Raw genomic sequence first — 21277 nt, forward strand, 5'->3', positions numbered from 1 at the left:
GGCTGACGTCCGGGTCAGCCGATCGGCTGACCCGCGTACCGCCCGAGGGGGCCACAATGGGGGTGTTTGACCAGTTCAGCGGCGCGAGAGCGGTGCGGTGACGGCACAGCGGAAGCGGAGAGGGGTATGGCGTGGGGCACGAGACGCGGGATCCGGACGCCCGCTGGCTGGCCGCGGTGATGCACACCGCGTTCTTCCTGCTGCTCGGCGGCGCCCTCGCCCGCTTCCTGCTGCGCCACCCCGGCGAGGCCCGCACCCCCTGGATCATCGCGCTGTCCGTCGTCCTGGCCGCGCTGTACGTGCTCGGCCCCGCGCTCGGCCCGGGCCTCGGTGCGGGTTCCCGTACGGGCCTCGGCGCGCGCCCCACCCCGCGCCGCCTCACCTGGCTGGCCCTGGTCGTCGCCGTGTGGATGGTCCTCGTCGTCCTCGCGCCGAGCTTCGCCTGGTGCGCGGTCCCGCTCTTCTACACGGGCCTGCGCACCCTGCCCGCCCGCGCCGCGCTCGTCCTGATCGCCGTACTCACGGTGTTCGTCGTCGGGGCGCAGCTGCGCCTCGCGGGGAACTTCGACCCGAACCTGCTGCTCGCGCCGCCGGCCGTCGCGGCCGTGGCGACCGCCGTCTTCGTCCACATGGAGCGCCAGGCCGAACGCCAGCGCGCCCTGATCGACGACCTCCGGCGCACCCGCAGGGAACTCGCCGCGACGGAGCGCCGCGAGGGCACGCTCGCCGAACGGCAGCGCCTGTCGATGGAGATCCACGACACGCTCGCCCAGTCCCTCTCCAGCCAGCAGATGCTGCTCCAGGCCGCGGACCGGCTGTGGGACGCCGACCCCGAGCGGGCTCGCGCCCATGTGCGGACAGCGGAGTCGGTGACCGAGCGGGGCCTCGTGGAAGCGCGCCGGTTCGTGCACGACCTGGCGCCGGCGGACCTCGCGGGCGGCGGTCTGGACGAGGCGCTGCGGACGCTGGCGGCGCGGGAGTCGGAGGCGGGGCTCGCGGTCCGCTTCCACGCGGAGGGCGCCCCGGCCCCGCTGCCCGACCGGGTCGAGTCCGCGCTCCTGCGGATCGCCCAGGGCGCCCTGGCGAACGTACGGGAGCACGCGGACGCGACGACCGCCGCGATCACGCTGACGCACCTCGGCGACCAGGTCGTCCTCGACATCGCGGACAACGGCCGCGGCTTCACACCCGAACCCCCGCGGGAGGGCGGCGTGCGCGGGCACGGCCTCCCGGCGATCCGGGCGCGCACGCGGCAGCTGGGTGGCACCCTGACGATCGAGTCGGCGCCGGGCGAGGGCACGGTGCTGTCGGTGGCGATTCCGCTGGAGGCCTCATGAGTGACCCCGTACGACTGCTCGTGTGCGACGACCACGTGGTGGTGCGCGCGGGACTGCTCGCCCTCCTCGGCAGCGCACCCGGCATCGAGGTGGTCGGTGAGGCGGGCACGGGCGACGAGGCGGTGGCGCTCGCCGCGAAGCTGACGCCGGACGTCGTTCTGATGGACCTCCAGCTCGGCGAGGGCATCGACGGCGTGGAGGCGACGCGCCGCATCACGACCGCACCGCCCGAGGCGGGCCCGCACCCGCACGTCCTGGTGCTGACCACGTACGACACGGACGCGGACATCACCCGGGCCATCGAGGCGGGCGCCACGGGCTACCTCCTCAAGGCGGAGCGCCCCGAGGAGCTGTTCGCCGCGATCCAGGCCGCCGCCGAGGGCCGTACGACGCTGTCCCCGCCGGTCGCGAGCCGCGTCATGGCCCGCATGCGCAGCCCGCGCCCGTCCCTCACGGACCGCGAGCGCGACATCCTCGCCCAGCTCGCCCAGGGCCTCGGCAACCGGGACATCGCCCGCGCCCTGTTCATCAGCGAGGCCACGGTGAAGACCCACCTGGGCCGGATCTACGACAAGCTCGGCGTGGACACGAGGGCGGGCGCGGTGGCGGTGGCGAAGGAACAGCGGCTGCTGGGCTGAGCGAGTGCCGGACACCGGGGCGACCGTGATCGACGCAACGACGTGACGGCAGCGGTGACCTGCCGGGCGCACCCGGCACCCCCTCCCGCCCGTGACCGGCGCCCCCTCGCACCCGTGACACCATCACTTACGTGCTCGACATCGGCTACGCCCTCTCCCGCCGCTTCCCTGACCCGATCCAGCTGGACTACCGCCGTGCGGACGTCCGCACGCTGCGCCACGACCTCTTCTGCGGCGACGTCTACCTCGCCGACACCAAGGCCGACCGGGAGGTGTCCACAGCCTGGGGATGGGTTCCGGTGCTGGACTTCGCGTGGGCGCTGTGCGACATCGTCGAGCAGCTGGACCGTGACCCGCGGGGCAGCCGCGCCTCCAGGCCGCAGTACGCCGAGCTCGACTTCACCGAGTCGACGGACCGGATGCTCTTCGAGCGCCGCTTCGGGTGGGTCGACATCGAGGCCGACTGGATGGAGGCCGACGAGCCGCCCCTGACGTTCTCCCACACCGAACTGCGCCGCGAGGCCCGCGACTTCCTGCACGACCTGATCGCCGACCTCACGGACATGCACGACGACCTGGCGGAGAACCCGGCGATCTGGGACCTCCAGGCCCGCTTCCCCCGTATCCCGGACGAGCGCTAGCCCCCCCCAGCCGACGCCGGCCCCGCTACTCCACCCGCACCCCGATCTGCGCCGCGAACGCGGGTGCCAGGTCGAAGAGCTGGGCCGGGCTGATCACGGACCCGGCCAGCCGGTCCACCCCCCGCGCGATCCCCAGCTCGGCCACGCCCCGCAGATCCACGTCAGCCAGCACAGCGCCCGTGAAGTCCGCGCCCCGCACGACGCAGCCCGGGAACTCGACCCGGTCGAGCCGCGCGCCCCCGAAGTCCGGCTCCACCAGCACGCACCCGTCGAAGACGACGTCCTTCAGGCGTGCCTTGCGCAGATTCAGGTACTCGATCTTCCCGCCGCGCACCACGACCCGCTCCAGCACGCTCCCGTGCAGCTGGACCCCGCCGAGCCGGGCGTCCGCCACCTCGACGTCCCGCAGCGTCGCCTCCGCGAGGTCCGTGCCCACGCCCCGTATCCCCGTCAGCGTGGAATCGAGGATCCGGGCCCGCGTCAGCCGTGTCTCGTCGAGTCCGCACCCTTCGAGCGCGCAGTCCATGAAGCGGGCGCCTCCGCCGTCCTGCCCGGTGAAGTCGGCCGCGGTGAACTCCACCCCGTCGTAGTCCCCGTCCGGCTCCAGCTCGCCGCCGGTCCAGGGCGCCAGCGGGGGCAGCCGCACCTCGGGCCGCCGCGCCTTCTTCACCGCCGGCCTCGCCGACGACGACTTCGCCGGCCTCGCCACTCGTTTCTCCACCATGCCCCCATGCTGCCCGCCCCCACTGACAATCGGTGACCGCCGCATCTCCCCCGCCCATGTCACATTCCGCCACTCGCAGCCGTCGTACGGGCAAAGGCAACCCGAAGGGGAGAGACGGCATGGCAAGGACCACCCCCGACCTCACCGTCATCGGCGGCGGATTCGCCGGCCTCACCGCGGCGGTCACCGCCGCCGAGGCCGGAGCGCGCGTCACCGTCCACGAGTCGCACCACACCCTCGGTGGCCGCGCCCGCACCGCCGAAGGCCCGTACCGCACGCACGAAGGACCGCACGCCCTCTACAGCGGCGGACCGCACTGGACCTGGCTCAAACAGCGCGACCTGCTCGGCCCGCTCGCGCCGGTCCCGCCCGTCGAGGGCTCCCGCCTGCGCTTCCACCACCGCGGAGCCCTGCGCCGCACCCCGCCCCTGGCTCTCCTGCGCCTGCTTCGCCACCGGTCCGAACACGCGCCCGTGGACCTGGACTTCATGACGTGGGCGACGCGGCACGTCGGTGAGGAGGGGGCCCGAGCGGCTGCCCACTTCACGTCCGTGGCGCTCTTCCACCACGACCCGGGCTCCCTGTCCGCCGCCTTCGTCCAGGAGCGCCTGCGCCGCACCGCGAAGGTGCCGCCGGAGGCGCACTATCCGCGTGGCGGCTGGGCCTGTGTGATCGACCGGATGGCGGCCCGCGCCTGGAATCTGGGCGTGCGCGTGGAGACGCTGTCCCGCGTCGACACCCTCCCCACGGGCGGCGGCCCGGTGATCGTGGCGACGTCTCTCGACTCTGCGCGCCGTCTCCTCGGGGACTCGTCGCTGACGTGGGACAGCGGCCGTACGGCGCTGATCGACCTGGCCGTGCGCACCCGCCGCGGCGACGCCTTCGCCCTGTCCGGGCTCGACTTCCCGGCCTGGCTCGAGCGGTTCACGGCCCAGGACCGGAGCCTGGCGCCGCACGGGCAGCAGCTGGTCCAGGGCCACATCCCCGTGGCGCCGCACGAGTCGAAGGCCGACGGCACAGCGCGCGCCGAGCGCCTTCTCGACCTGGGGTTCCCCGGCTGGCGCGACCGCGTGACGTGGCGCAGGGACGCGCTCGCCAACGGGCGTACGGGCGCGGTGGACCGGCCCGGGACGACCTGGCGGGACCGGCCCGCGATCGACCGCGGGGACGGCGTGTACGTGGTGGGTGACCAGGTCGCGGCGCCCGGGGTGCTCTCCGAGGTGTCGTTCAACAGCGCCATCGAGGCGGCCACGCTCGCGCTCATCGCGTCCCGCCCGGGTCTCCGCGCGGCCTGATCCTCACGCTTGACCTCAAGTGAGCTTGAGGTTGGAAGGTGGTGCACACCTGGCCCAGCAAGAGCCCGTACGCCCAAGGGAGTCCACCATGCACGCCGTCCGACTGCACGCCTTCGGCCCCGCCGAGAACCTGGTCCACGAGAAGACCGACGACCCCGAGCCCGGCCCCGGCCAGGTCCGGATCGCGGTGGCCGCGGCCGGCGTGCACCTCCTGGACACCGCCCTGCGCGAGGGCATGAAGGGCCCCGCTCCCGAGCCGCCGGCGCTGCCCACCATTCCCGGCCGTGAGGTCGCCGGCACCGTCGAGTCGCTCGGCGAGGGCACCGACGCGTCCTGGCTCGGCAAGCGCGTCGTCGGCCACCTCGGATTCGCCCCGGGAGGCTACGCCGAACTCGCCGTCGTCGACGCGGCCCGCCTGCACGAACTCCCGCCGGACCTGGACTTCGCCGAGGCCGTCGCCCTGATCGGCACGGGCCGTACGGCGATGGGGATCCTCCAGTTCGCGCCGCTCGGCCCCGCGTCGGTGGCCGTGATCCCGGCCGCGGCCGGCGGCATCGGCACCCTTCTCGTCCAGTACGCGAAGAACGCTGGCGCCACGGTCGTCGGCCTCGCGGGCGGCCCCGAGAAGGTGGCCCGCGTGCGCGCGAACGGCGCCGACCTGGCCGTCGACTACACCGCCCCGGACTGGCCCGAGCAGGTCCGCCGGTTCCTCGGCGGCCGCACGGCGACCGTCGTCTTCGACGGGGTGGGCGGCAACGCGGGCCTGGCCGCCGTCGGCCTGCTCGGCCCCGGCGGCGTCCACGTCGTCTTCGGCTGGTCCGGCAAGGGCCTGCACGACGGCGAGCCCCTCACCTTCTCCGAGGACGAACTCACCCGGCGCGGCATCACCCAGGAGCAGGTCCTCGGGCCGCCGATGATGCAGCGCGCGGGTGGCGACAACCCGATCCGCACGCTGGAACTCGCCGCCCTGAAGGAGGCCGAGGCCGGCCGCCTGAGGCCCGCGGTGACCCGCTTCCCGCTCGCCGAGGCGGCGGCGGCCCACCTCGCCCTGGAGAACCGCGGCACGATCGGCAAGGTGGTCCTGATCCCGTGACCCGCGGCCCGGGTCGGTGTCCGGCGCCGCGGGCGCGGGTCCGCGGGCGCGCTACGACCCCAGCCGCGCCAGCGCCCCGTCCGTCAGCCGGTACACCGACCACTCGTCCTGCGGCGCCGCGCCGAGCGCCCGGTAGAAGTTGATCGACGGCTCGTTCCAGTTGAGGACCGACCACTCCAGGCGCTCGTACCCACGCTCGACACAGATCCGCGCCAGCTCGGTCAGCAGCGCCTTGCCGTGGCCGCCGCCGCGCGCCTCGGGCCGCACGTACAGGTCCTCCAGATAGATGCCGTGCACACCGCGCCACGTGGAGAAGTTCAGGAACCAGAGACAGAAGCCGACGGGCTCGCCCGTCGCGTCGTCCTCGGCGATGTGGGCGAACGCGGCGGGCCGCTCCCCGAACAGCGCCTCACGCAGCTGCTCCTCGGTGGCCCGCGCCTCGTGCAGCGCCTTCTCGTAGTCGGCGAGTTCACGGACCATGGCGTGGATGACGGGGACATCGGCGGGCGTGGCGGTACGAATCATGACGGCAGGCTAACGAGTCACCGCGGGGCGGCCCGCACCGGTCGGCCGACCAGCGACCACCGCCCGAGCAGACCACCACCCGAGCCGGCTCACCGCCCCAGCAGCCTGCGCGCCGTCTCCAGATGGTCCGGCGCCAGCGGCCGCCCGTCCTCGATCTCCCACAGGGAGTCCTGAAGCACCCGCCCCAGCGTCCAGGCGCGCGCCCGCTCCCGGTCCAGCCCGAGGACCCCGCTCATCGCGTCGAACCGCCACACCACCTCGTCCGCGTCGAAGCGGTTGTCGATGGCGGGCTTCAGGTCGAAGCCCGGATCGCCCGCGAGCGGCTTGGGGTCGATGGCGAGCCATGGCTCGCGCGAGGCGGCCAGCACGTTCTCGAAGTGCAGGTCCCAGTGCAGCAGCCGGTCGCCCGCCTCGCCCGCGACCTCGCGCACCGCCGCCGCGCAGTCCGCGAGCAGCGCGCGGTCGGCCGGGTCGGCCACGGCCACGAGCGCCGAGGGCACCTGGGCGAGCATGTCCCCCGCGATGTCGGCCAGCCGCCGCATCCCCTGGGGGGCGGGCCCGGAGGTGAGCCGGGCCAGGAGTCCGGCGATGACGAGGACGGCCTTGCGGGAGTCCTCGACGGAGTCCAGCATCCGCCCGGAGTCGAGCCGTTCGAGGAGCATCGTGCCGGTGGGTTCGTCGTGATCGAGGAGCCGGACGGCGCCGTCACCGTCCCAGACCCGCAGCGCGACCGGCTCGCCCTCCGTCTCCTCGTCGAGGATCTGGAACTTGACCGCGGCGGGCGTCCCGTCACCCCGCACCACCACGGGCAGGACCAGGGCCGCCATGCCGTGCATCACGGGCCCGTCGACGCGCAGATCCCAGCGTTCGACGAACTCCTCCACGCGCGCGGGGAGCCCCGCGATGAACGCGCGTCCGGCCTCACCCGCGTAGGTGTACTGGGACTCGACCAGGCCGTCCGGAATGTCGATCACCCGAACGACCCTACGTGCATGCCTGAATGCAGTCCATGCGTCGATTTCCCCACGCCGTGTGGTCGTACGTACGGCACGCCCCCGGCACCTACCTCTGGCTCGCCGCCCTGTTCCTCACCACGGTCGCGATGCACCACATGGACCCGCACTTCGAGCACGAGTTCCTGCGGCAGCGCTCCACGAACCTGCAGGAGCTGTCGACGAACCCGGTCCGTGTCTTCGTCGCCTCCCTGTTCTGGATCGACGGCAGCAGCTGGTGGCCGTACGCCGTCCTCTACACGGTGTTCCACGCGCCGGCCGAGCGCTGGCTGGACACCTGGCGCTGGCTCGTGGTCGTGGCGGCGGCGCACGTCCTCGCGACCGTGATCAGCCAGGGCTTCCTGCTGTGGGCGATCCGCGAGGGCCACGCGCCCCCTTCGTCGGTCAACTCCCTTGACGTGGGGGTGAGTTACGCGCTCGCGGGCGTCGTCGGCGTCCTCACGTACCGGCTCGTACCGCCCTGGCGCTACGTCTATCTGGCCGTCGTCCTCGTCGTCTACGGCGGCCCGCTCGTCACCGGCCGCACCTTCACCGACCTGGGGCACTTCGTCTCGGTCCTCATCGGCCTGGCCTGCCATCCCCTCGTACGCGACCGGGGTGCGCCCTGGAACCCGCTGGCGCTCCTGCGGCGGCGGAACCGGCCGGCGAGGCGGACCGACCACCCCCGAACCCAGGAAGAAGGCCGTCCCCCCTGCCCGAACCCCCCTGCGGAGCGCTAACGTCCGGGGCCATGAGCAGCAAGAACGGCACCCACGGCACCCAGGCCACCGTCAACGGCGGCATATCGTTCTGGTACGCGGACGACGGCATCCCCACCGCCCGCGAACCCCTGCCGGGGGACGCGTCCGCCGACGTCGTCATCGTCGGCGGCGGCTACACGGGCCTGTGGACCGCCTACTACCTGAAGAAGGCCGCGCCCTTCCTCCGCATCACCGTCCTGGAGCAGAAGTTCTGCGGCTACGGCGCGTCCGGGCGCAACGGCGGCTGGCTCTACAACGGCATCGCGGGCCGCGACCGCTACGCGAAGCTGCACGGCCACGACGCGGCCGTCCGCCTCCAGGAAGCCATGAACGACACGGTCTCCGAGGTGATCCGCGCGGCCGCCGAAGAGGAGATCGACGCCGACATCCACCAGGGCGGCGTACTCGAAATCGCCTACACACCCGCCCAGTTGGCCCGCCTCAAGGCCTTCCACGCGGCGGAGCTCGCGTACGGCGAGAAGGACCGCACGCTGCACGGCGCCCGCGAGACCGCCGAGCGCGTCCGCGTCTTCGGGGCCGTCGGCTCGACCTGGACCCCGCACGGCGCCCGCCTGCACCCCGTCAAGCTCCTCAAGGGCCTGGCCGCGGCCGTCGAGGCCCTCGGCGTCACGATCCACGAGTCGACGCCCGTCACGGAGATCAAGCCGAAGCACGCCGTCACCCCGTACGGCACCGTCCGCGCGCCCTACATCCTGCGCTGCACCGAGGGCTTCACCGCCTCCCTCAAGGGCCAGCGCCGCACCTGGCTCCCCATGAACTCCTCCATGATCGCCACGGAGCCGCTGACCGACGCCCAGTGGCAGTCCATCGGCTGGGAGGGCCGCGAGACCCTCGGCGACATGGCGCACGCCTACATGTACGCGCAGCGCACCGCCGACGGCCGCATCGCGCTCGGCGGCCGGGGCGTCCCGTACCGCTACGGCTCGAAGACCGACAACGACGGCCGCACCCAGCCCGCCACCATCGAGTCCCTCACCGCGCTCCTGACCCGCTTCTTCCCCCAGCTCGCCGGCGTCGCCGTGACCCACGCCTGGTCCGGCGTGCTCGGCGTCCCGCGCGACTGGTGCGCCACGGTCACCCTGGACCGCGCGACGGGCCTCGGCTGGGCGGGCGGCTACGTCGGCTCGGGCGTCGCCACCACCAACCTCGCCGCCCGCACCCTGCGCGACCTGGTCCAGCAGGACTCCGGCCAGTCCGGCCCCACCGACCTCACGACCCTCCCGTGGGTCAACCACAAGGTCCGCAAGTGGGAACCGGAGCCCTTCCGCTGGCTGGGCGTCCACGGCATGTACGCCACCTACAACGCCGCCGACCACCGCGAACTCACCACCCACACGACGGACTCCTCCCGTCTGGCCCGCGCCGCGGACAAGGTGGCCGGGCGCGGCTGACCCCACCACGCGCACGGCGAAGTCCGCCGAGCCGCGCAGGTGCGCTCACCGCATCGACGCGGCCGGCGGGCGTTCGCGCACGGCGCCGTAGGCGAGAAAGTACGCCGGTACCCGGTTCAGCCACCGCGAGGTGGCGAGCAGCTCGGTCACCCGCTCCGCCCGCCTGGCGTCGCCGAAGGGCGGACGTCCCGCCAGCAGCGGTCCGATGACCCGCGCATGGGCGATCCGCTGCAGCGCCTGCGTCGCGGCCGCGGTCGGCCAGCGGCGGCGCTGCACGGCGCGTACGTCCCGCAGGCCGACCGCGCCCCCGAGCAGCGGCTCGACGAGATACCGGGCGGCGGCCACGGCGTCTTCGACGGCGAGGTTGATGCCGATGCCGAAGACCGGCGACATCGCGTGCGCCGCGTCGCCGATGCACAGCAGCCCCGGGCGGTGCCAGCGCCTGAGCCGGTCGAGCCGTACGTCGAGCAGCTTCACCTCGTCCCACGACCGCAGCGTGTGCACCCGGTCGGCGAGCCACGGGACGGCGGCCGTGAAATCGGCCATGAACCGTTCGAGACCGGCGGCACGGCGCTCGGCGTCGGTTCCCTTGGGGATCAGCGCGCCGCACTGCCAGTAGTCTCCGCGGTCGATCATGGGCGCGATGAACCGGTCGCCGGCGGCTCCCACGAGCCCGTGCGGGTCGCCCTCGCGCCGCGGCAGCCGGAACCACCAGGCGTCCATCGGGCAGGCGAAGCTGCGCAGTCCCAGTTCGGGCAGCGACCGGGCGAGCGAGCCGCGGCCGTCGCAGGCCACCGTCAAAGTGGCCCGCAGCTCACCGGTACGGCCCTCGGACGTGCGGTACCGCACGCCTGCGACCCTCCCGCGCTCCACCAGGTAGGACGTCGCCTCGGTACTCATCCGCAGGGAGAAGGACGGCTCCCGCCGGGCCTCGTCCGCCAGGAGGCCGAGGAAGTCCCACTGCGGCACCATCGCGATGTAGTTGTACGTGCCCCGCAGCGCGCCGATGTCTCCGACGGTGACCAGCGAACGGCCCGGGCCGAACGGCAGCTGGACCGCCGTCACCCGCCGCTGCGGCAGCCGGGCGAACCGCTCGGCCAGGCCCAGGTCGTCCAGCAGTGCCAGGGTGGACGGATGCACGGTGTCGCCGCGGAAGTCGCGCAGGAAGTCGCCGTGCTTCTCCAGGACCGTGACCTCGACGCCGGCCCGGGCCAGCAGCAGGCCGAGGATCATTCCGGCGGGGCCGCCGCCGACCACACAGCACGTGGTCCGCTCCATCGCATCCGCTCCCTTCGGTGAAATCCCGGGGATCGATCACACTGGGACATATAACCGCATGAGGCACATTCCGGGAGGCACGATGAGTCAGCAGCCGGTCCTTCTGCCCTACGCCGACCCGGCGTTCGTGGCGGACCCCTTCCCGCTGTACCGGCAGCTGCGCGAGGAAGGACCGGTGCGGCGCGCCGTCATCGTCGGCGGCCTGGAAGCCTGGCTGGTCACACGGTACGAGGACGGCCTGGCGGCGCTGTCCGACCCGCGGCTGAGCAGCGACATCCGCGACGCCTCGGACCCCAGGCTCATGCAGCGGCTGCCCTCCACGGAGCGCGAATCCATGCTGCGCACCATGCTCCGCTCCGACCCGCCCGACCACACGCGCCTGCGCCGCCTGGTCTCGAAGGCGTTCACCGCGCGCAGGGTGGCGGAGCTGCGGCCGCGCATCCAGGCCGTCACCGACCAGCTGCTCGACGCGGTCGTGCCGGCCGGCCGCGCCGACCTCGTCGCGGACTTCGCGCTGCCGCTTCCGGTCACCGTGATCAGCGAGCTGCTCGGCGTACCCACGGCGGACCGGTACGACTTCCAGCGGTGGACCGACGACATGATCCTCCAGGGGCCCGAGCCACCGGACCCGGCCGTGGTGGACGCGGCGTGGCAGCAGATGCGCACGTACCTGACCAAGCTCCTGGGGACCAAACGGGCCCAGCCCCGTGACGACCTGCTCAGCGCGCTGATCACCGCCCGGGACGAGGAGCAGCAGCTGGACGAGGACGAGCTGATCGCCATGTCGTTCCTGCTGCTGGTGGCCGGATACATCACCACGGTCAACCTGATCGGCGGCGGCATCGCCGCGCTGCTCGCGCACCCCGACCAGCTGCGGACGCTGCGGGACGATCCGGCGCTGCTACCGGACGCGATCGAGGAGTTCCTCCGCTACGACGGACCGGTCAACCCCGGCATCGCCCGCTTCGCGCGCGAGGACCTCACCATCGCGGGCGTGACCATCCCACGCGGCGGGACCGTGCTCATCGCCACCGCCATCGCCGACCGCGATCCGGCGCAGTTCCCCGACCCCGACCGCCTGGACACCACCCGCCGGGACAACGCCCACCTCGCGTTCGGGCACGGCATCCACTACTGCCTGGGGGCGCCGCTGGCCCGGCTGGAGGGTCAGGTCGCCATCGGCACCGCCCTGCGCCGGCTCCCCGGCCTCACCCTGGCCGTGCCGCCCGGCGAGCTGCGCTGGAGGCCCAGCGCCCTGCGCGGCCCCGAACACCTGCCCGTCACCTTCACCCCCGACGCCCCGCACCGAACCACTCCGGCCTGATGCGGCCTGATCCGGCTCACTGACCGAAGGCGTCGACCAATACCCACTCCCCAGGCGGAAGTTGCAGGAACTCGGCCTCCGTCCGAGACCGCAACCGAGACCACCGACCGCCGCGCGGCCCGCGCCCGCCGCCGCATCCGGTCAACCAAGAAACCCCAGCTCAGACGATGTCTGAGCTGGGGTTTCCGATGGAGCCCCCTGTCGGATTCGAACCGACGACCTACGCATTACAAGTGCGTTGCTCTGGCCGGACTGAGCTAAGGAGGCAGCAGCCCGATCAGTGTAACCAACGGCGGACGGCGCCCCGTCGAATATTTCGTCGAAGGTCACTGCGCTCCGGCTACTGACAGACCCGGCACCGGACGGGTACCGTCCAGAAACAGTTCACCCTTGTGGACTACACCACTGCGGCAAACGGCTGCGGTGGCGCACCACCTTTACTCGGATCGTCCGGCACGTTCCTGCCGGTGAAGGGGGCTTCACAGCCATGGCAACTGTTTCGTTCGACAAGGCGACCCGGATCTACCCGGGCTCCACCAAGCCGGCCGTCGACGGCCTGGAGATCGAGATCGAGGACGGCGAGTTCCTCGTCCTCGTCGGCCCGTCCGGCTGCGGCAAGTCGACCTCCCTGCGCATGCTCGCGGGTCTCGAGGACGTGAACGGCGGAGCGATCCGCATCGGTGACCGCGACGTGACCCACCTGCCGCCCAAGGACCGGGACATCGCCATGGTGTTCCAGAACTACGCGCTCTACCCGCACATGTCGGTCGCCGACAACATGGGCTTCGCGCTCAAGATCGCCGGCGTCAACAAGGCCGAGATCCGCCAGAAGGTCGAAGAGGCCGCGAAGATCCTCGACCTCACGGACTACCTGGACCGCAAGCCGAAGGCCCTCTCCGGCGGCCAGCGCCAGCGCGTCGCGATGGGCCGCGCCATCGTGCGTGAGCCCCAGGTCTTCCTCATGGACGAGCCGCTGTCGAACCTCGACGCCAAGCTCCGCGTCTCGACCCGTACGCAGATCGCCTCGCTCCAGCGCCGCCTCGGCATCACCACGGTCTACGTCACGCACGACCAGGTCGAGGCCATGACCATGGGCGACCGCGTGGCGGTCCTCAAGGACGGTCTGCTCCAGCAGGTCGACTCGCCGCGCAACATGTACGACCGCCCGGCCAACCTCTTCGTCGCCGGCTTCATCGGCTCCCCCGCCATGAACCTGGTCGAGGTCCCGATCACCGACGGCGGCGTGAAGTTCGGCAACTCGGTCGTCCCGGTGAACCGCGAGGCGCTGAAGGCCGCCTCCGACGCCGGCGACCGCACCGTCACGGTCGGCGTCCGCCCGGAGCACTTCGACATCGTCGAGGCGGGCGGCGGCGAGGCGGCGAAGTCCCTCTCCAAGGACACCGAGGACTCCCCCGCCGGCCTCGCCGTCTCGGTGAACGTCGTCGAGGAACTCGGCGCCGACGGCTACGTCTACGGCACCGCGCAGGTCGGTGGCGAGGCCAAGGACCTCGTCGTCCGGGTCAACGGCCGCCAGGTCCCCGAAAAGGGCACCCAGCTCCACGTCGTGCCCCGTCCGGGCGAGACCCACGTCTTCTCCTCGTCGACCGGTGAGCGCCTCACCGACTGACACCCCGCCAGTTCCGCTGTGGAGCCCCGCACTTCGGTGCGGGGCTCCTCGCGTTCCAGGCCGTTCCCCCACCGAAGCACACGCCACGTTGTCGACAAATACCCCGGCACACCGGTCATTTCGCACCCCGTGCGTCAACACGCATGAATCAAAACCGGATTACCCATCCCTCGACCGAGTGACTAAATGTCGCCAAATCATCACCGACCGCTACGCTCACTCGCGTGACGCACTCCGCCAACTACACCCAGAAGCCGCGCCGAGGCCGGGGCCCCGCCCGCCGCATCGGCCGCACCCTCGCTCTCGTCCTGCCGGTGATGCTGGTGCTCTCCGGCACACTCGCGGTCACCCGAGTGAACTGGTCCGGCAGTTCACCGGACTCGATCCTCACCGCTTCCTCGCAGAACGTCTCCGCACGCGCCAAGTCGCGCGCCCCCCAGGACGTCCTGCGCGACAAGCTGCTGCTCGAGCTCCAGGACAAGGACCCCGGTATCGCGCTCACCCACCTCCAGCAGGAGATGCACGAGCGGCCGTCCCTCGCCAAGCACTGCGTCAACATCGCCCGCGCCCTGGGCCGTGCCGCCGTGCAGGCCTACGGTCCCTCGCGGGCCCAGTCCTTCGCCCGCCCCGTCTGCGACACCGCGTTCGCCACGGGCGTCGCCACGGCAGCGCGCGGCTGACGCCCTCACAGCCGGCCGGGAAGGGGCCGACGTACAGTGCGGGCATGACGAGCGCCCAGGCCCCGGACCCGCACAGCCAGCACCACCCCACACAGGCCGTCGTCCTGGCCGGCGGCCAGGGCTCGCGCCTGCGGCCCTATACCGACGACCGGCCCAAGCCGATGGTCGAGATCCCCGGCACCGGGACCCCGATCATCGGCCATCAGCTTGCCTGGCTCGCCGAAGAGGGCGTGACGGACGCCGTCGTCTCCTGCGGGCATCTCGCCGAGGTGCTCCAGGAGTGGCTCGACGGCGCCGAACTCCCCCTGCGCGTCACCACGGTGGTCGAGAAGGAACCCCTCGGCCGTGGCGGCGGCCTCAAGTACGCCGCCGCGCACCTGCCGCACCCCGACCGCCCCTGGTACGCGACGAACGGCGACATCTGGACCCGGTTCTCGCTGCGCGAGATGGCGGACTTCCACGCCGAGCGCGACGCCACCGCCACCCTCGCCCTGGCCCGCCCCCGCATCCCGTGGGGCGCCGTGGAGACCGACGCGTTCGGCCACATCACGGACTTCATCGAGGCCCCGCCGTCCCCGTATCTGATCAACGCGGGCGTCTACGTCTTCTCCCCCGGCTTCACGGGCCTGCTCCCGGACCGCGGAGACCACGAGCGCACCACGTTCCCCCGCCTGGCCCGCGCGAAGCGCCTGGCCGGCTTCCCGATCCCGCAGGGCGCGTACTGGAGGGCCATCGACACGGCGAAGGACCTCACCGAGGCGGCCAAGGAGCTTGCCGCGCTGGGGCGTTGAGGGGTTGAGGGGTTGAGGCGTTGAGGCGTTGAGCCCGGCCGTCTCCGTCCACTCCCTCCAGCAGTAAGGGGCCCGCACACCAGGTGTGCGGGCCCCTTCAGCTTTCTACGAGACGCGGTCAGCCGCCGAGCACTCCGCCGAGGAGGCCCCCCGGCTTGTCCCCGCCGCCGGAACCGCCGGAACCGCCGGTGCCGCCACCGGTGCCGTCGCCGCCGCCCGTACCCGTACCGCCGCTGGAGGCGGGCCCGCTGCTGGACGCCGGGGGCTGCTGCTGGGCCGGCGGGGCCGACTGCGGGGGCGCCTGGCCGGTGCCCTGTGTCTGGCTGGGCCGGCCCGAGCCGCCAGCGGTGCCCGTCGCGGGGGCGGACCCCGGCGAGCTCGCCGCGCCGGACGGCTCCGCCGAAGTGGCGCCCTGCGTAGGCGTGTTGGACGCCGACGGGCTCTGCGAGCGGTGCTGCTTGCGGCCGGGCTCCGACGGGAGCGGGGAGCCGGGCAGCTCGTTGCGCGGGGCCTCGCCGGGACCCGGGGCGGTGACGCGGCTCGCGTCGCGCACGGCGCCGCCGAGCAGCGAGCCGATGAGCAGGGTCAGGCCGACGACGACGGTCGTCACGACGGTGCCGCGACGCAGCACGTACCGCCGCAGCTCCCACAGTTCGGCGCGCGGGCCGAGCCGGCGCCAGGCGCCGCCCGCGAGGCGTCCGTCGATGGAGTAGACGGGCGCGCCCGCGATGATCAGCGGGGACCAGGCGGCCAGATAGATGATGTCGGGCGCGTCGTAGGCGGGCACCGTCTTCCAGCTGACGGTGACGATGAGGGCGGCCGAGAGCAGTACGCCGAAGACGGCCGCGACGCGCTGCCAGAGGCCGAGCACAGTGAGCACGCCGACGACGACCTGGAGGAAGGCGATGCACAGCCCGGCGCCGACGGGGTGCTGGAGAGCGAAGTCGCGCAGGGGTTCGGCGAGGGCCCACGGGTGCAGCGAGTTGAGCCACTTGACCATGGAGCCACGGTCGCCGCCGTCGAAGTAGACGGGGTCGCAGAGCTTGCCCATGCCGGCGTACATGGAGATGAAGCCGAGGAAGACGCGCAGCGGGAGGAGGACGACGCCGAGGTTCATCCGGCGGCCGGGGTAGTACGCGTGCCGCACCGGGTCGGCACCGTGCCGCCGGGAGGCGTTGCGCTCCTCCCCGTCGTCGTGCTCGTCGTCGGTGAACTCACCGTCGTAGTACGGGGGTTCCTCGTACGGGGGCTCTTCGAAGGCGCTGCCGGACTGGCGCATCTTCGGGAGGAGGCGGGTGCCCTGTGCGGTGACCGTGGGCAGTTCGCCGGTGGCGTCGTCCCTGAAGCCGCTGTCGAGGTCGATGCGCGGGATGACCTGGGTGGCGCCGCCGTCCCCGCCCTCGAAGTCGCGGCGGGGCAGCGTGCTTTCGCCTGCTCTGCGGGCCGCCTGCAGGAGGCCGGTGGCCCCGGGGTCGCCGGGCGCGGACCGGCCGCTCCAGACGACGGGGGCGCGGCGGCGCGCGGCGGCGGCGCCGACGACGGGGATGCGGGCGGTCTGCTCCTGCGGGCCCAGGTGCCGGGCGATGCGGGGGGACTGCGTCTGCTGCGCCCGGGGGAGCTGCACGCGGAAACTCGCGTGATTGACGACGACCTGCGCGGGATCGCACGGCACCTTCACCATGCTCAGCGCGGGACCGTCGTCGAATCCGGAATCGAATCCAGGGCCGAATCCGGGCGAGCGGTCCCCCGTAGGTGTGCGGGGTGTTCTGGTGTCCACACTCATCTAACCGAGTGATGTGTGTTTAGGACACTGCCTTGACCGCGAGCAAATGTCCGGACCGCGTCAAGATCGCGGCCCGGACACCTGGATCAGGACCGGCGGCGGGCCGCCTCGTACAGGACGACGCCTGCCGCGACACCGGCGTTGAGGGATTCGGTGCCACCCGGCATCGGGATCCGCACGCGGTAGTCACAGGTCTCGCCGACGAGGCGCGACAGGCCCTTGCCCTCGCTGCCGACGACGATGACGACGGGCCCGCCGAGGGCTTCGAGGTCATGGACCGTGTGCTCGCCGTCGGCCGCGAGACCGACGATGGCGATGCCCGCCTTCTTGTAGCCCTCGAGGGCACGCGTCAGGTTCGTGGCGCGGGCGACGGGCGTACGGGCCGCGGCGCCCGCGGACGTCTTCCAGGCACCGGCGGTCATGCCGGCGGCGCGCCGCTCGGGCACGACGACGCCGTGGCCGCCGAACGCGGAGACGGAACGCACGACGGCGCCCAGGTTCCTGGGGTCGGTGACACCGTCCAGGGCGACGATCAGCGGGTCCTCACCCTGGTCGTACGCGCCGGCGGCGAGGTCCTCCGGGTGCGCGTACTCGTACGGCGGGACCTGGAGGACGAGGCCCTGGTGGTTGAGGCCGTTCGTCATGCGGTCCAGCTCGGGGCGGGGGGCCTCCATCAGGTGGATGCCGCCGCGCTCACCGGCGAGCTGGAGCGCCTCGCGCACCCGCTCGTCGTTGTCGATGAACTGCTGGACGTAGAGCATCGAGGCGGGCACGCCCTCGCGCAGCGCCTCGACGACGGAGTTGCGTCCGACGACCATCTCGGACGTGCCCTTGCCGCCACGGCTCTTCAGCGTCGCGGGGCGGCGGGTGGCCTGCTTGGCCTTGGCGCCCGCGATGCGGTTCTTCTTGTGTCCCTTGCGCGCCTCGGCGGGCGGCGTCGGACCCTTGCCTTCGAGTCCCCGGCGTCGCTGGCCGCCACTGCCGACCTGCGCGCCCTTCTTGCCGGACATGCGGCGGTTGTTCGCGGCCATGATCTACCTGTCTGTGTGATGCGTATGTGCGTACGTACATGAAGTGTGCCGCCCGGAGGCCCGAGCGGCACATTCGCGCAGGTCTAGCGCGGGCCGAGCGTCCAGCGCGGCCCGGTCGGGCTGTCCTCGATGACGAGCCCGGACTGGCCGAGCTGGTCGCGGATGGCGTCGGCGGTGGCCCAGTCCTTGCGGGCGCGGGCGGACTCGCGCTGCTCCAGGACGAGCCGTACCAGGGTGTCGACGGCGCCGTGCAGGTCCTCGCCGCGGTCGGTCTCGCCGGCCCAGTGCGGGTCGAGCGGGTCCAGGCCGAGGACGCCGAGCATCGCGCGCACCTCGGCGAGGCGGGCGACGGCGGCTTCCTTGTCGTCGGCGGCGAGGGCGCTGTTGCCCTGGCGGACGGCGGTGTGGATGATCGCGAGCGCCTGCGGCACGCTCAGGTCGTCGTCCATGGCCTCGGCGAAGGCGGGCGGCACCTCGTCGGCGGGGGCGACGACGCCCCCGGCCTTCTCGACGACGCGCTGCACGAAGCCCTCGATCCGCGCGAACGCGGACTCGGCGTCGCGCAGGGCCTCCTCGCTGTACTCGATGGTCGAGCGGTAGTGCGGGGTGCCGAGGTAGTAGCGCAGCACGATCGGGCGCCAGTCCTTGACCATCTCGGACACGAGGACCGAATTGCCCAGGGACTTCGACATCTTCTCGCCGCTCATGGTGACCCACGAGTTGTGCACCCAGTACTTGGCGAACTCGTCGCCGAAGGCCTTGGCCTGGGCGATCTCGTTCTCGTGGTGCGGGAAGATCAGGTCGATGCCACCGCCGTGGATGTCGAAGGCGGTACCCAGGTACTTGTGGGCCATCGCCGAGCACTCCAGGTGCCAGCCGGGCCGGCCGCGGCCCCACGGGGTCTCCCAGCTGGGCTCCCCGGGCTTGGCGGCCTTCCACATGGCGAAGTCGCGCGGGTCGCGCTTGCCGGTCTCGCCGTCGCCGGACGGCTGGCGCAGCTCGTCGAGGTCCTGGTTCGACAGCTCCAGGTAGCCGGGGAAGGAGCGCACGTCGAAGTAGACGTTCCCGTCCGCCTCGTAGGCGTGTCCGCGCTCGATGAGGCCGCGCATCATCTCGACCATCTCGGTGACATGACCGGTGGCGCGCGGCTCGTAGGTGGGCGGCAGGCAGCCGAGGGCGCTGTAGCCGTCGTTGAACGCGCGCTCGTTCTCGTACCCGATCGACCACCAGGGCCTGCCCTGTTCGGCGGCCTTCTTGATGATCTTGTCGTCGATGTCGGTGACGTTCCGCACGAACGTCACTTCGTAGCCGCGGTACGTGAACCAGCGGCGCATGATGTCGAAGTTGAGGCCGGACCTGATGTGCCCGATGTGCGGAGCGGCCTGCACGGTCGCGCCACAGAGGTAGATCGAGACACAACCCGGTGTCAGCGGGACGAAGTCACGGATCTTCCGGGCGCTGGTGTCGTGCAGGCGAATAGTCACTCCCCCAGGGTAGTGGCCCCGAGGCAGTGCCCCGCGACCCCTTGGGGGACACGGGGCGCAACCGTGACGTTGTGACGTGCGTCAGGCCTCTGTGCGCTGTCGGCCCGCCGTTCAGATCCCGCCGACGACCTTGCGGGGGGTGATCCGCACGACGACGCGCTCGGCGTCGTCGGCGGAGCCCGGGTTGAACTCCGCGTACTTCTTGCCCGTGTACTTGAGCGACAGCTCGTCGATGAGCTCCTGGCCGCCCTCGGTGGTGAGGTCGGCGGTGCCGCGGATCTCGGCGTACGTGTAGGGGTTGTCGGTGGGCTGCACGACGACGGTGACCCGGGAGTCGCGGCGCAGGTTCTTCTCCTTGCGCCGGCCGACGGTCGTGGAGAACAGCACGTCGTCCCCGTCCCGCTTCACCCAGACAGGCGACACCTGCGGGCTCCCGTCGGGCTGGATGGTGGCGACCGTGATGAAGACCGGGGTGTCGAGCAGCGCCTTGAGGTCGTCGGACAGCTGGGCGGTCATGGAGCCTCACTCCTTGGGGGATGCCGGTACGAGTACCCGAGTACCCGATACTGCGCCAACATCCGCCCCAGGAGCGGTATTTCAGCCCGTCCTGACGACCAGTGCCGTGGCGATGGCCGCGAGTCCGTCGCCGCGTCCCGGGAAACCCAGGCCGTCGGTGGTGGCACCGGAGACGGAGACAGGGGCGCCGGCCGCGTCCGACAGCACCTTCTGCGCCTCCTCGCGCCGTTTCCCGATCTTCGGCCGGGGGCCGATGACCTGTACGGCGACGTTGCCGATGGTGAAGCCCGCCTCGCGCACGATGCGGGCGGCCTCGGTGAGCAGGGTGAGCCCGGAGGCGCCGGACCACTCGGGGCGGCCGGTGCCGAAGTGGGCGCCGAGGTCACCGAGCCCGGCGGCGGAGAACAGCGCGTTGCACGCGGCGTGCGCGACGACGTCGGCGTCGGAGTGCCCGGCGAGGCCGGAGCCCTCGCCCTCCCACTTCAGTCCGGCGCACCACAGCTCACGGCCCTCTTCGAAGGCGTGGATGTCGGTCCCGACACCGACGAGGGGGATGACCGGCATCTCAGAACCCATCGTTGGCCCTCCTGCGGGCGAGGACGGCTTCGGCGAGCACGAGGTCGAGGGGGCGGGTCACCTTGAAGGCCTCCTCGTGTCCGGGCACGACGACGACGGGTTCACCGAGCTGCTCGACCATGCTCGCGTCGTCCGTGACGTTGTCCGTGACGGTCTCGTGGGCGCGCACGAGCGTGCCGCGGTCGAAGCCCTGCGGGGTCTGCACGGCGCGCAGCCGGGCCCGCTCGGGCGTCGCGACGACGAGCTCCGGTCCGCCGTCGGCGCGGGACTCCTCGACCTGCTTGACGGTGTCGGCGAGGGGCAGCGCGGGAACGACGGCGGGGGCGCCTTCGCGTACGGCCTCGATGACCGCGTCGACCGTGTCGACGGGGACCAGGGGGCGGGCCGCGTCGTGGACGAGGACGACGTCGATGCCGGGCGGCAGGGCGTCGAGGCCGAGCTTCACGGACTCCTGGCGGCTCTCGCCGCCGGGGACGACGACGAAGTCGGTCCTCTCGGGCAGCGCGTGGTCGGCGAGGAGGGTCTTCACCTCGGCGGCGGAGGCCTCGTCGGGCGGGGCGACCACGACGACGAGGGAGACGGACCGCGAGGCGGCCATCGCCCGGACGGCGTGGATGAGCATCGGGGTGCCGTTGAGCGCGCGGAGCGCTTTGGGGGCGCCGGGGCCGAGGCGTACGCCCCGGCCGGCGGCCGGAATCACGGCCGCGGTGCGCGAGGGCCGCGTTTCGTCAGACATCGCTTCCGTTCAGGTTTGTGTGCTCGACCGAGG

At 72.5% G+C, this 21277-nt stretch carries 21 protein-coding genes and 1 tRNA gene; 11 read left to right on the forward strand and 11 right to left on the reverse strand.

Annotated elements, in window-relative coordinates; genetic code table 11:
* Positions 1 to 179: 179 nt before the first annotated feature.
* From ACIPWY_RS17460 to ACIPWY_RS17470, 3 genes are all read left to right on the forward strand, one after another.
* Positions 180 to 1337, forward strand: a complete 1158-nt coding sequence (locus ACIPWY_RS17460) for a sensor histidine kinase (protein WP_401533852.1) — start codon at positions 180 to 182, stop codon at positions 1335 to 1337.
* A complete protein-coding gene (locus ACIPWY_RS17465) occupies positions 1334 to 1975 on the forward strand; it encodes a response regulator transcription factor (RefSeq protein WP_362898160.1) in 642 nt (213 codons plus the stop codon). Before ACIPWY_RS17460 ends, ACIPWY_RS17465 begins: the two co-directional genes overlap by 4 nt.
* A gap of 131 nt (positions 1976 to 2106) precedes the next feature.
* A complete protein-coding gene (locus ACIPWY_RS17470; protein ID WP_362898162.1) occupies positions 2107 to 2616 on the forward strand; it encodes a hypothetical protein in 510 nt (169 codons plus the stop codon).
* A gap of 25 nt (positions 2617 to 2641) precedes the next feature.
* Here the strand turns inward: ACIPWY_RS17470 and ACIPWY_RS17475 are convergent, their stop codons facing one another.
* Entirely contained in the window at positions 2642 to 3340 is a 699-nt protein-coding gene (locus tag ACIPWY_RS17475; RefSeq protein WP_362898164.1) for a pentapeptide repeat-containing protein, read from the reverse strand.
* Between the two features lie 119 nt (positions 3341 to 3459).
* Between ACIPWY_RS17475 and ACIPWY_RS17480 the strand changes: the two genes are divergently transcribed.
* On the forward strand, positions 3460 to 4635 hold the full coding sequence (locus ACIPWY_RS17480; protein ID WP_393701334.1) for an FAD-dependent oxidoreductase: 1176 nt from the start codon (positions 3460 to 3462) through the stop codon (positions 4633 to 4635).
* Between the two features lie 88 nt (positions 4636 to 4723).
* Positions 4724 to 5728, forward strand: a complete 1005-nt coding sequence (locus ACIPWY_RS17485) for a zinc-binding dehydrogenase (protein ID WP_362898168.1) — start codon at positions 4724 to 4726, stop codon at positions 5726 to 5728.
* 51 nt (positions 5729 to 5779) lie between these two features.
* On the opposite strand, the gene ACIPWY_RS17490 is transcribed toward ACIPWY_RS17485, so the two are convergent.
* On the reverse strand, positions 5780 to 6253 hold the full coding sequence (locus tag ACIPWY_RS17490; protein WP_362898170.1) for a GNAT family N-acetyltransferase: 474 nt from the start codon (positions 6251 to 6253) through the stop codon (positions 5780 to 5782).
* Positions 6254 to 6342: 89 nt separating this feature from the next.
* Positions 6343 to 7227 carry an aminoglycoside phosphotransferase family protein gene (locus ACIPWY_RS17495; RefSeq protein ID WP_401533742.1) on the reverse strand — a complete coding sequence of 295 codons (885 nt, stop codon included), beginning with the start codon at positions 7225 to 7227 and terminating at the stop codon, positions 6343 to 6345.
* Positions 7228 to 7253: 26 nt separating this feature from the next.
* On the opposite strand from ACIPWY_RS17495, the gene ACIPWY_RS17500 reads away from it, so the two are divergent.
* Positions 7254 to 7985 carry a rhomboid-like protein gene (locus tag ACIPWY_RS17500; protein ID WP_362898174.1) on the forward strand — a complete coding sequence of 244 codons (732 nt, stop codon included), beginning with the start codon at positions 7254 to 7256 and terminating at the stop codon, positions 7983 to 7985.
* Positions 7986 to 7996: 11 nt separating this feature from the next.
* Positions 7997 to 9418 (forward strand): NAD(P)/FAD-dependent oxidoreductase, encoded by a 1422-nt coding sequence (locus ACIPWY_RS17505; protein WP_401533745.1) that lies wholly within the window; start codon positions 7997 to 7999, stop codon positions 9416 to 9418.
* Between the two features lie 45 nt (positions 9419 to 9463).
* Here ACIPWY_RS17505 and ACIPWY_RS17510 read toward each other — a convergent pair whose 3' ends face one another.
* Positions 9464 to 10696 carry an FAD-dependent oxidoreductase gene (locus ACIPWY_RS17510; protein WP_401533747.1) on the reverse strand — a complete coding sequence of 411 codons (1233 nt, stop codon included), beginning with the start codon at positions 10694 to 10696 and terminating at the stop codon, positions 9464 to 9466.
* An 82-nt stretch (positions 10697 to 10778) separates the two neighbouring features.
* Here ACIPWY_RS17510 and ACIPWY_RS17515 point away from each other — a divergent pair, with 82 nt between their 5' ends.
* Positions 10779 to 12020: a cytochrome P450 gene (locus ACIPWY_RS17515; protein WP_362898179.1), complete on the forward strand. Its 1242-nt coding sequence runs from the start codon at positions 10779 to 10781 to the stop codon at positions 12018 to 12020.
* A 189-nt stretch (positions 12021 to 12209) separates the two neighbouring features.
* Here the strand turns inward: ACIPWY_RS17515 and ACIPWY_RS17520 are convergent.
* A tRNA-Thr gene (locus tag ACIPWY_RS17520) sits at positions 12210 to 12287 on the reverse strand.
* A 220-nt stretch (positions 12288 to 12507) separates the two neighbouring features.
* Here ACIPWY_RS17520 and ACIPWY_RS17525 point away from each other — a divergent pair.
* The 3 genes from ACIPWY_RS17525 (at position 12508) to ACIPWY_RS17535 (ending at position 15118) form a co-directional block, all read left to right on the forward strand.
* A complete protein-coding gene (locus ACIPWY_RS17525; RefSeq protein WP_401533749.1) occupies positions 12508 to 13647 on the forward strand; it encodes an ABC transporter ATP-binding protein in 1140 nt (379 codons plus the stop codon).
* 224 nt (positions 13648 to 13871) lie between these two features.
* Complete coding sequence (locus tag ACIPWY_RS17530; protein WP_362898183.1) at positions 13872 to 14327, forward strand: hypothetical protein; 456 nt, start codon at positions 13872 to 13874, stop codon at positions 14325 to 14327.
* 44 nt (positions 14328 to 14371) lie between these two features.
* Positions 14372 to 15118 carry a nucleotidyltransferase family protein gene (locus ACIPWY_RS17535; protein WP_362898185.1) on the forward strand — a complete coding sequence of 249 codons (747 nt, stop codon included), beginning with the start codon at positions 14372 to 14374 and terminating at the stop codon, positions 15116 to 15118.
* Between the two features lie 118 nt (positions 15119 to 15236).
* On the opposite strand, the gene ACIPWY_RS17540 is transcribed toward ACIPWY_RS17535, so the two are convergent.
* From ACIPWY_RS17540 to ispD, 6 genes are all read right to left on the reverse strand, one after another.
* Complete coding sequence (locus tag ACIPWY_RS17540) at positions 15237 to 16895, reverse strand: DoxX family membrane protein (protein WP_393701629.1); 1659 nt, start codon at positions 16893 to 16895, stop codon at positions 15237 to 15239.
* Between the two features lie 92 nt (positions 16896 to 16987).
* Positions 16988 to 17932, reverse strand: a complete 945-nt coding sequence (gene rlmB / locus ACIPWY_RS17545; protein WP_383882059.1) for a 23S rRNA (guanosine(2251)-2'-O)-methyltransferase RlmB — start codon at positions 17930 to 17932, stop codon at positions 16988 to 16990.
* Positions 17933 to 18015: 83 nt separating this feature from the next.
* Positions 18016 to 19416 carry a cysteine--tRNA ligase gene (gene cysS, locus ACIPWY_RS17550; RefSeq protein ID WP_362898189.1) on the reverse strand — a complete coding sequence of 467 codons (1401 nt, stop codon included), beginning with the start codon at positions 19414 to 19416 and terminating at the stop codon, positions 18016 to 18018.
* A 111-nt stretch (positions 19417 to 19527) separates the two neighbouring features.
* The gene (locus tag ACIPWY_RS17555; protein WP_393701321.1) at positions 19528 to 19932 is read right to left on the reverse strand and encodes a PPOX class F420-dependent oxidoreductase; all 405 of its coding nucleotides are present in this window, start codon (positions 19930 to 19932) and stop codon (positions 19528 to 19530) included.
* 81 nt (positions 19933 to 20013) lie between these two features.
* Entirely contained in the window at positions 20014 to 20508 is a 495-nt protein-coding gene (gene ispF / locus ACIPWY_RS17560; protein ID WP_362898193.1) for a 2-C-methyl-D-erythritol 2,4-cyclodiphosphate synthase, read from the reverse strand.
* Complete coding sequence (gene ispD, locus ACIPWY_RS17565; protein WP_362898195.1) at positions 20498 to 21244, reverse strand: 2-C-methyl-D-erythritol 4-phosphate cytidylyltransferase; 747 nt, start codon at positions 21242 to 21244, stop codon at positions 20498 to 20500. Before ispD ends, ispF begins: the two co-directional genes overlap by 11 nt.
* Positions 21245 to 21277 lie beyond the last annotated feature (33 nt).

The sequence above is a fragment of the Streptomyces sp. NPDC090032 genome (assembly GCF_044748025.1).
Classification (GTDB): domain Bacteria; phylum Actinomycetota; class Actinomycetes; order Streptomycetales; family Streptomycetaceae; genus Streptomyces.

Bases quoted from the DNA above. Each gene is read 5' to 3' on its own strand.
- ACIPWY_RS17480 (WP_393701334.1), top strand. From the start codon at position 3,460: ATGGCAAGGACCACCCCCGACCTCACCGTCATCGGCGGCGGATTCGCC.
- ACIPWY_RS17500 (WP_362898174.1), top strand. From the start codon at position 7,254: ATGCAGTCCATGCGTCGATTTCCCCACGCCGTGTGGTCGTACGTACGG.
- ACIPWY_RS17460 (WP_401533852.1), top strand. From the start codon at position 180: ATGCACACCGCGTTCTTCCTGCTGCTCGGCGGCGCCCTCGCCCGCTTC.
- ACIPWY_RS17555 (WP_393701321.1), bottom strand. From the start codon at position 19,932: ATGACCGCCCAGCTGTCCGACGACCTCAAGGCGCTGCTCGACACCCCG.
- ACIPWY_RS17535 (WP_362898185.1), top strand. From the start codon at position 14,372: ATGACGAGCGCCCAGGCCCCGGACCCGCACAGCCAGCACCACCCCACA.
- ACIPWY_RS17465 (WP_362898160.1), top strand. From the start codon at position 1,334: ATGAGTGACCCCGTACGACTGCTCGTGTGCGACGACCACGTGGTGGTG.
- ACIPWY_RS17485 (WP_362898168.1), top strand. From the start codon at position 4,724: ATGCACGCCGTCCGACTGCACGCCTTCGGCCCCGCCGAGAACCTGGTC.
- ispD (WP_362898195.1), bottom strand. From the start codon at position 21,244: ATGTCTGACGAAACGCGGCCCTCGCGCACCGCGGCCGTGATTCCGGCC.
- ACIPWY_RS17525 (WP_401533749.1), top strand. From the start codon at position 12,508: ATGGCAACTGTTTCGTTCGACAAGGCGACCCGGATCTACCCGGGCTCC.
- ACIPWY_RS17510 (WP_401533747.1), bottom strand. From the start codon at position 10,696: ATGGAGCGGACCACGTGCTGTGTGGTCGGCGGCGGCCCCGCCGGAATG.
- ispF (WP_362898193.1), bottom strand. From the start codon at position 20,508: ATGGGTTCTGAGATGCCGGTCATCCCCCTCGTCGGTGTCGGGACCGAC.
- ACIPWY_RS17475 (WP_362898164.1), bottom strand. From the start codon at position 3,340: ATGGTGGAGAAACGAGTGGCGAGGCCGGCGAAGTCGTCGTCGGCGAGG.
- rlmB (WP_383882059.1), bottom strand. From the start codon at position 17,932: ATGGCCGCGAACAACCGCCGCATGTCCGGCAAGAAGGGCGCGCAGGTC.
- ACIPWY_RS17515 (WP_362898179.1), top strand. From the start codon at position 10,779: ATGAGTCAGCAGCCGGTCCTTCTGCCCTACGCCGACCCGGCGTTCGTG.
- ACIPWY_RS17490 (WP_362898170.1), bottom strand. From the start codon at position 6,253: ATGATTCGTACCGCCACGCCCGCCGATGTCCCCGTCATCCACGCCATG.
- ACIPWY_RS17505 (WP_401533745.1), top strand. From the start codon at position 7,997: ATGAGCAGCAAGAACGGCACCCACGGCACCCAGGCCACCGTCAACGGC.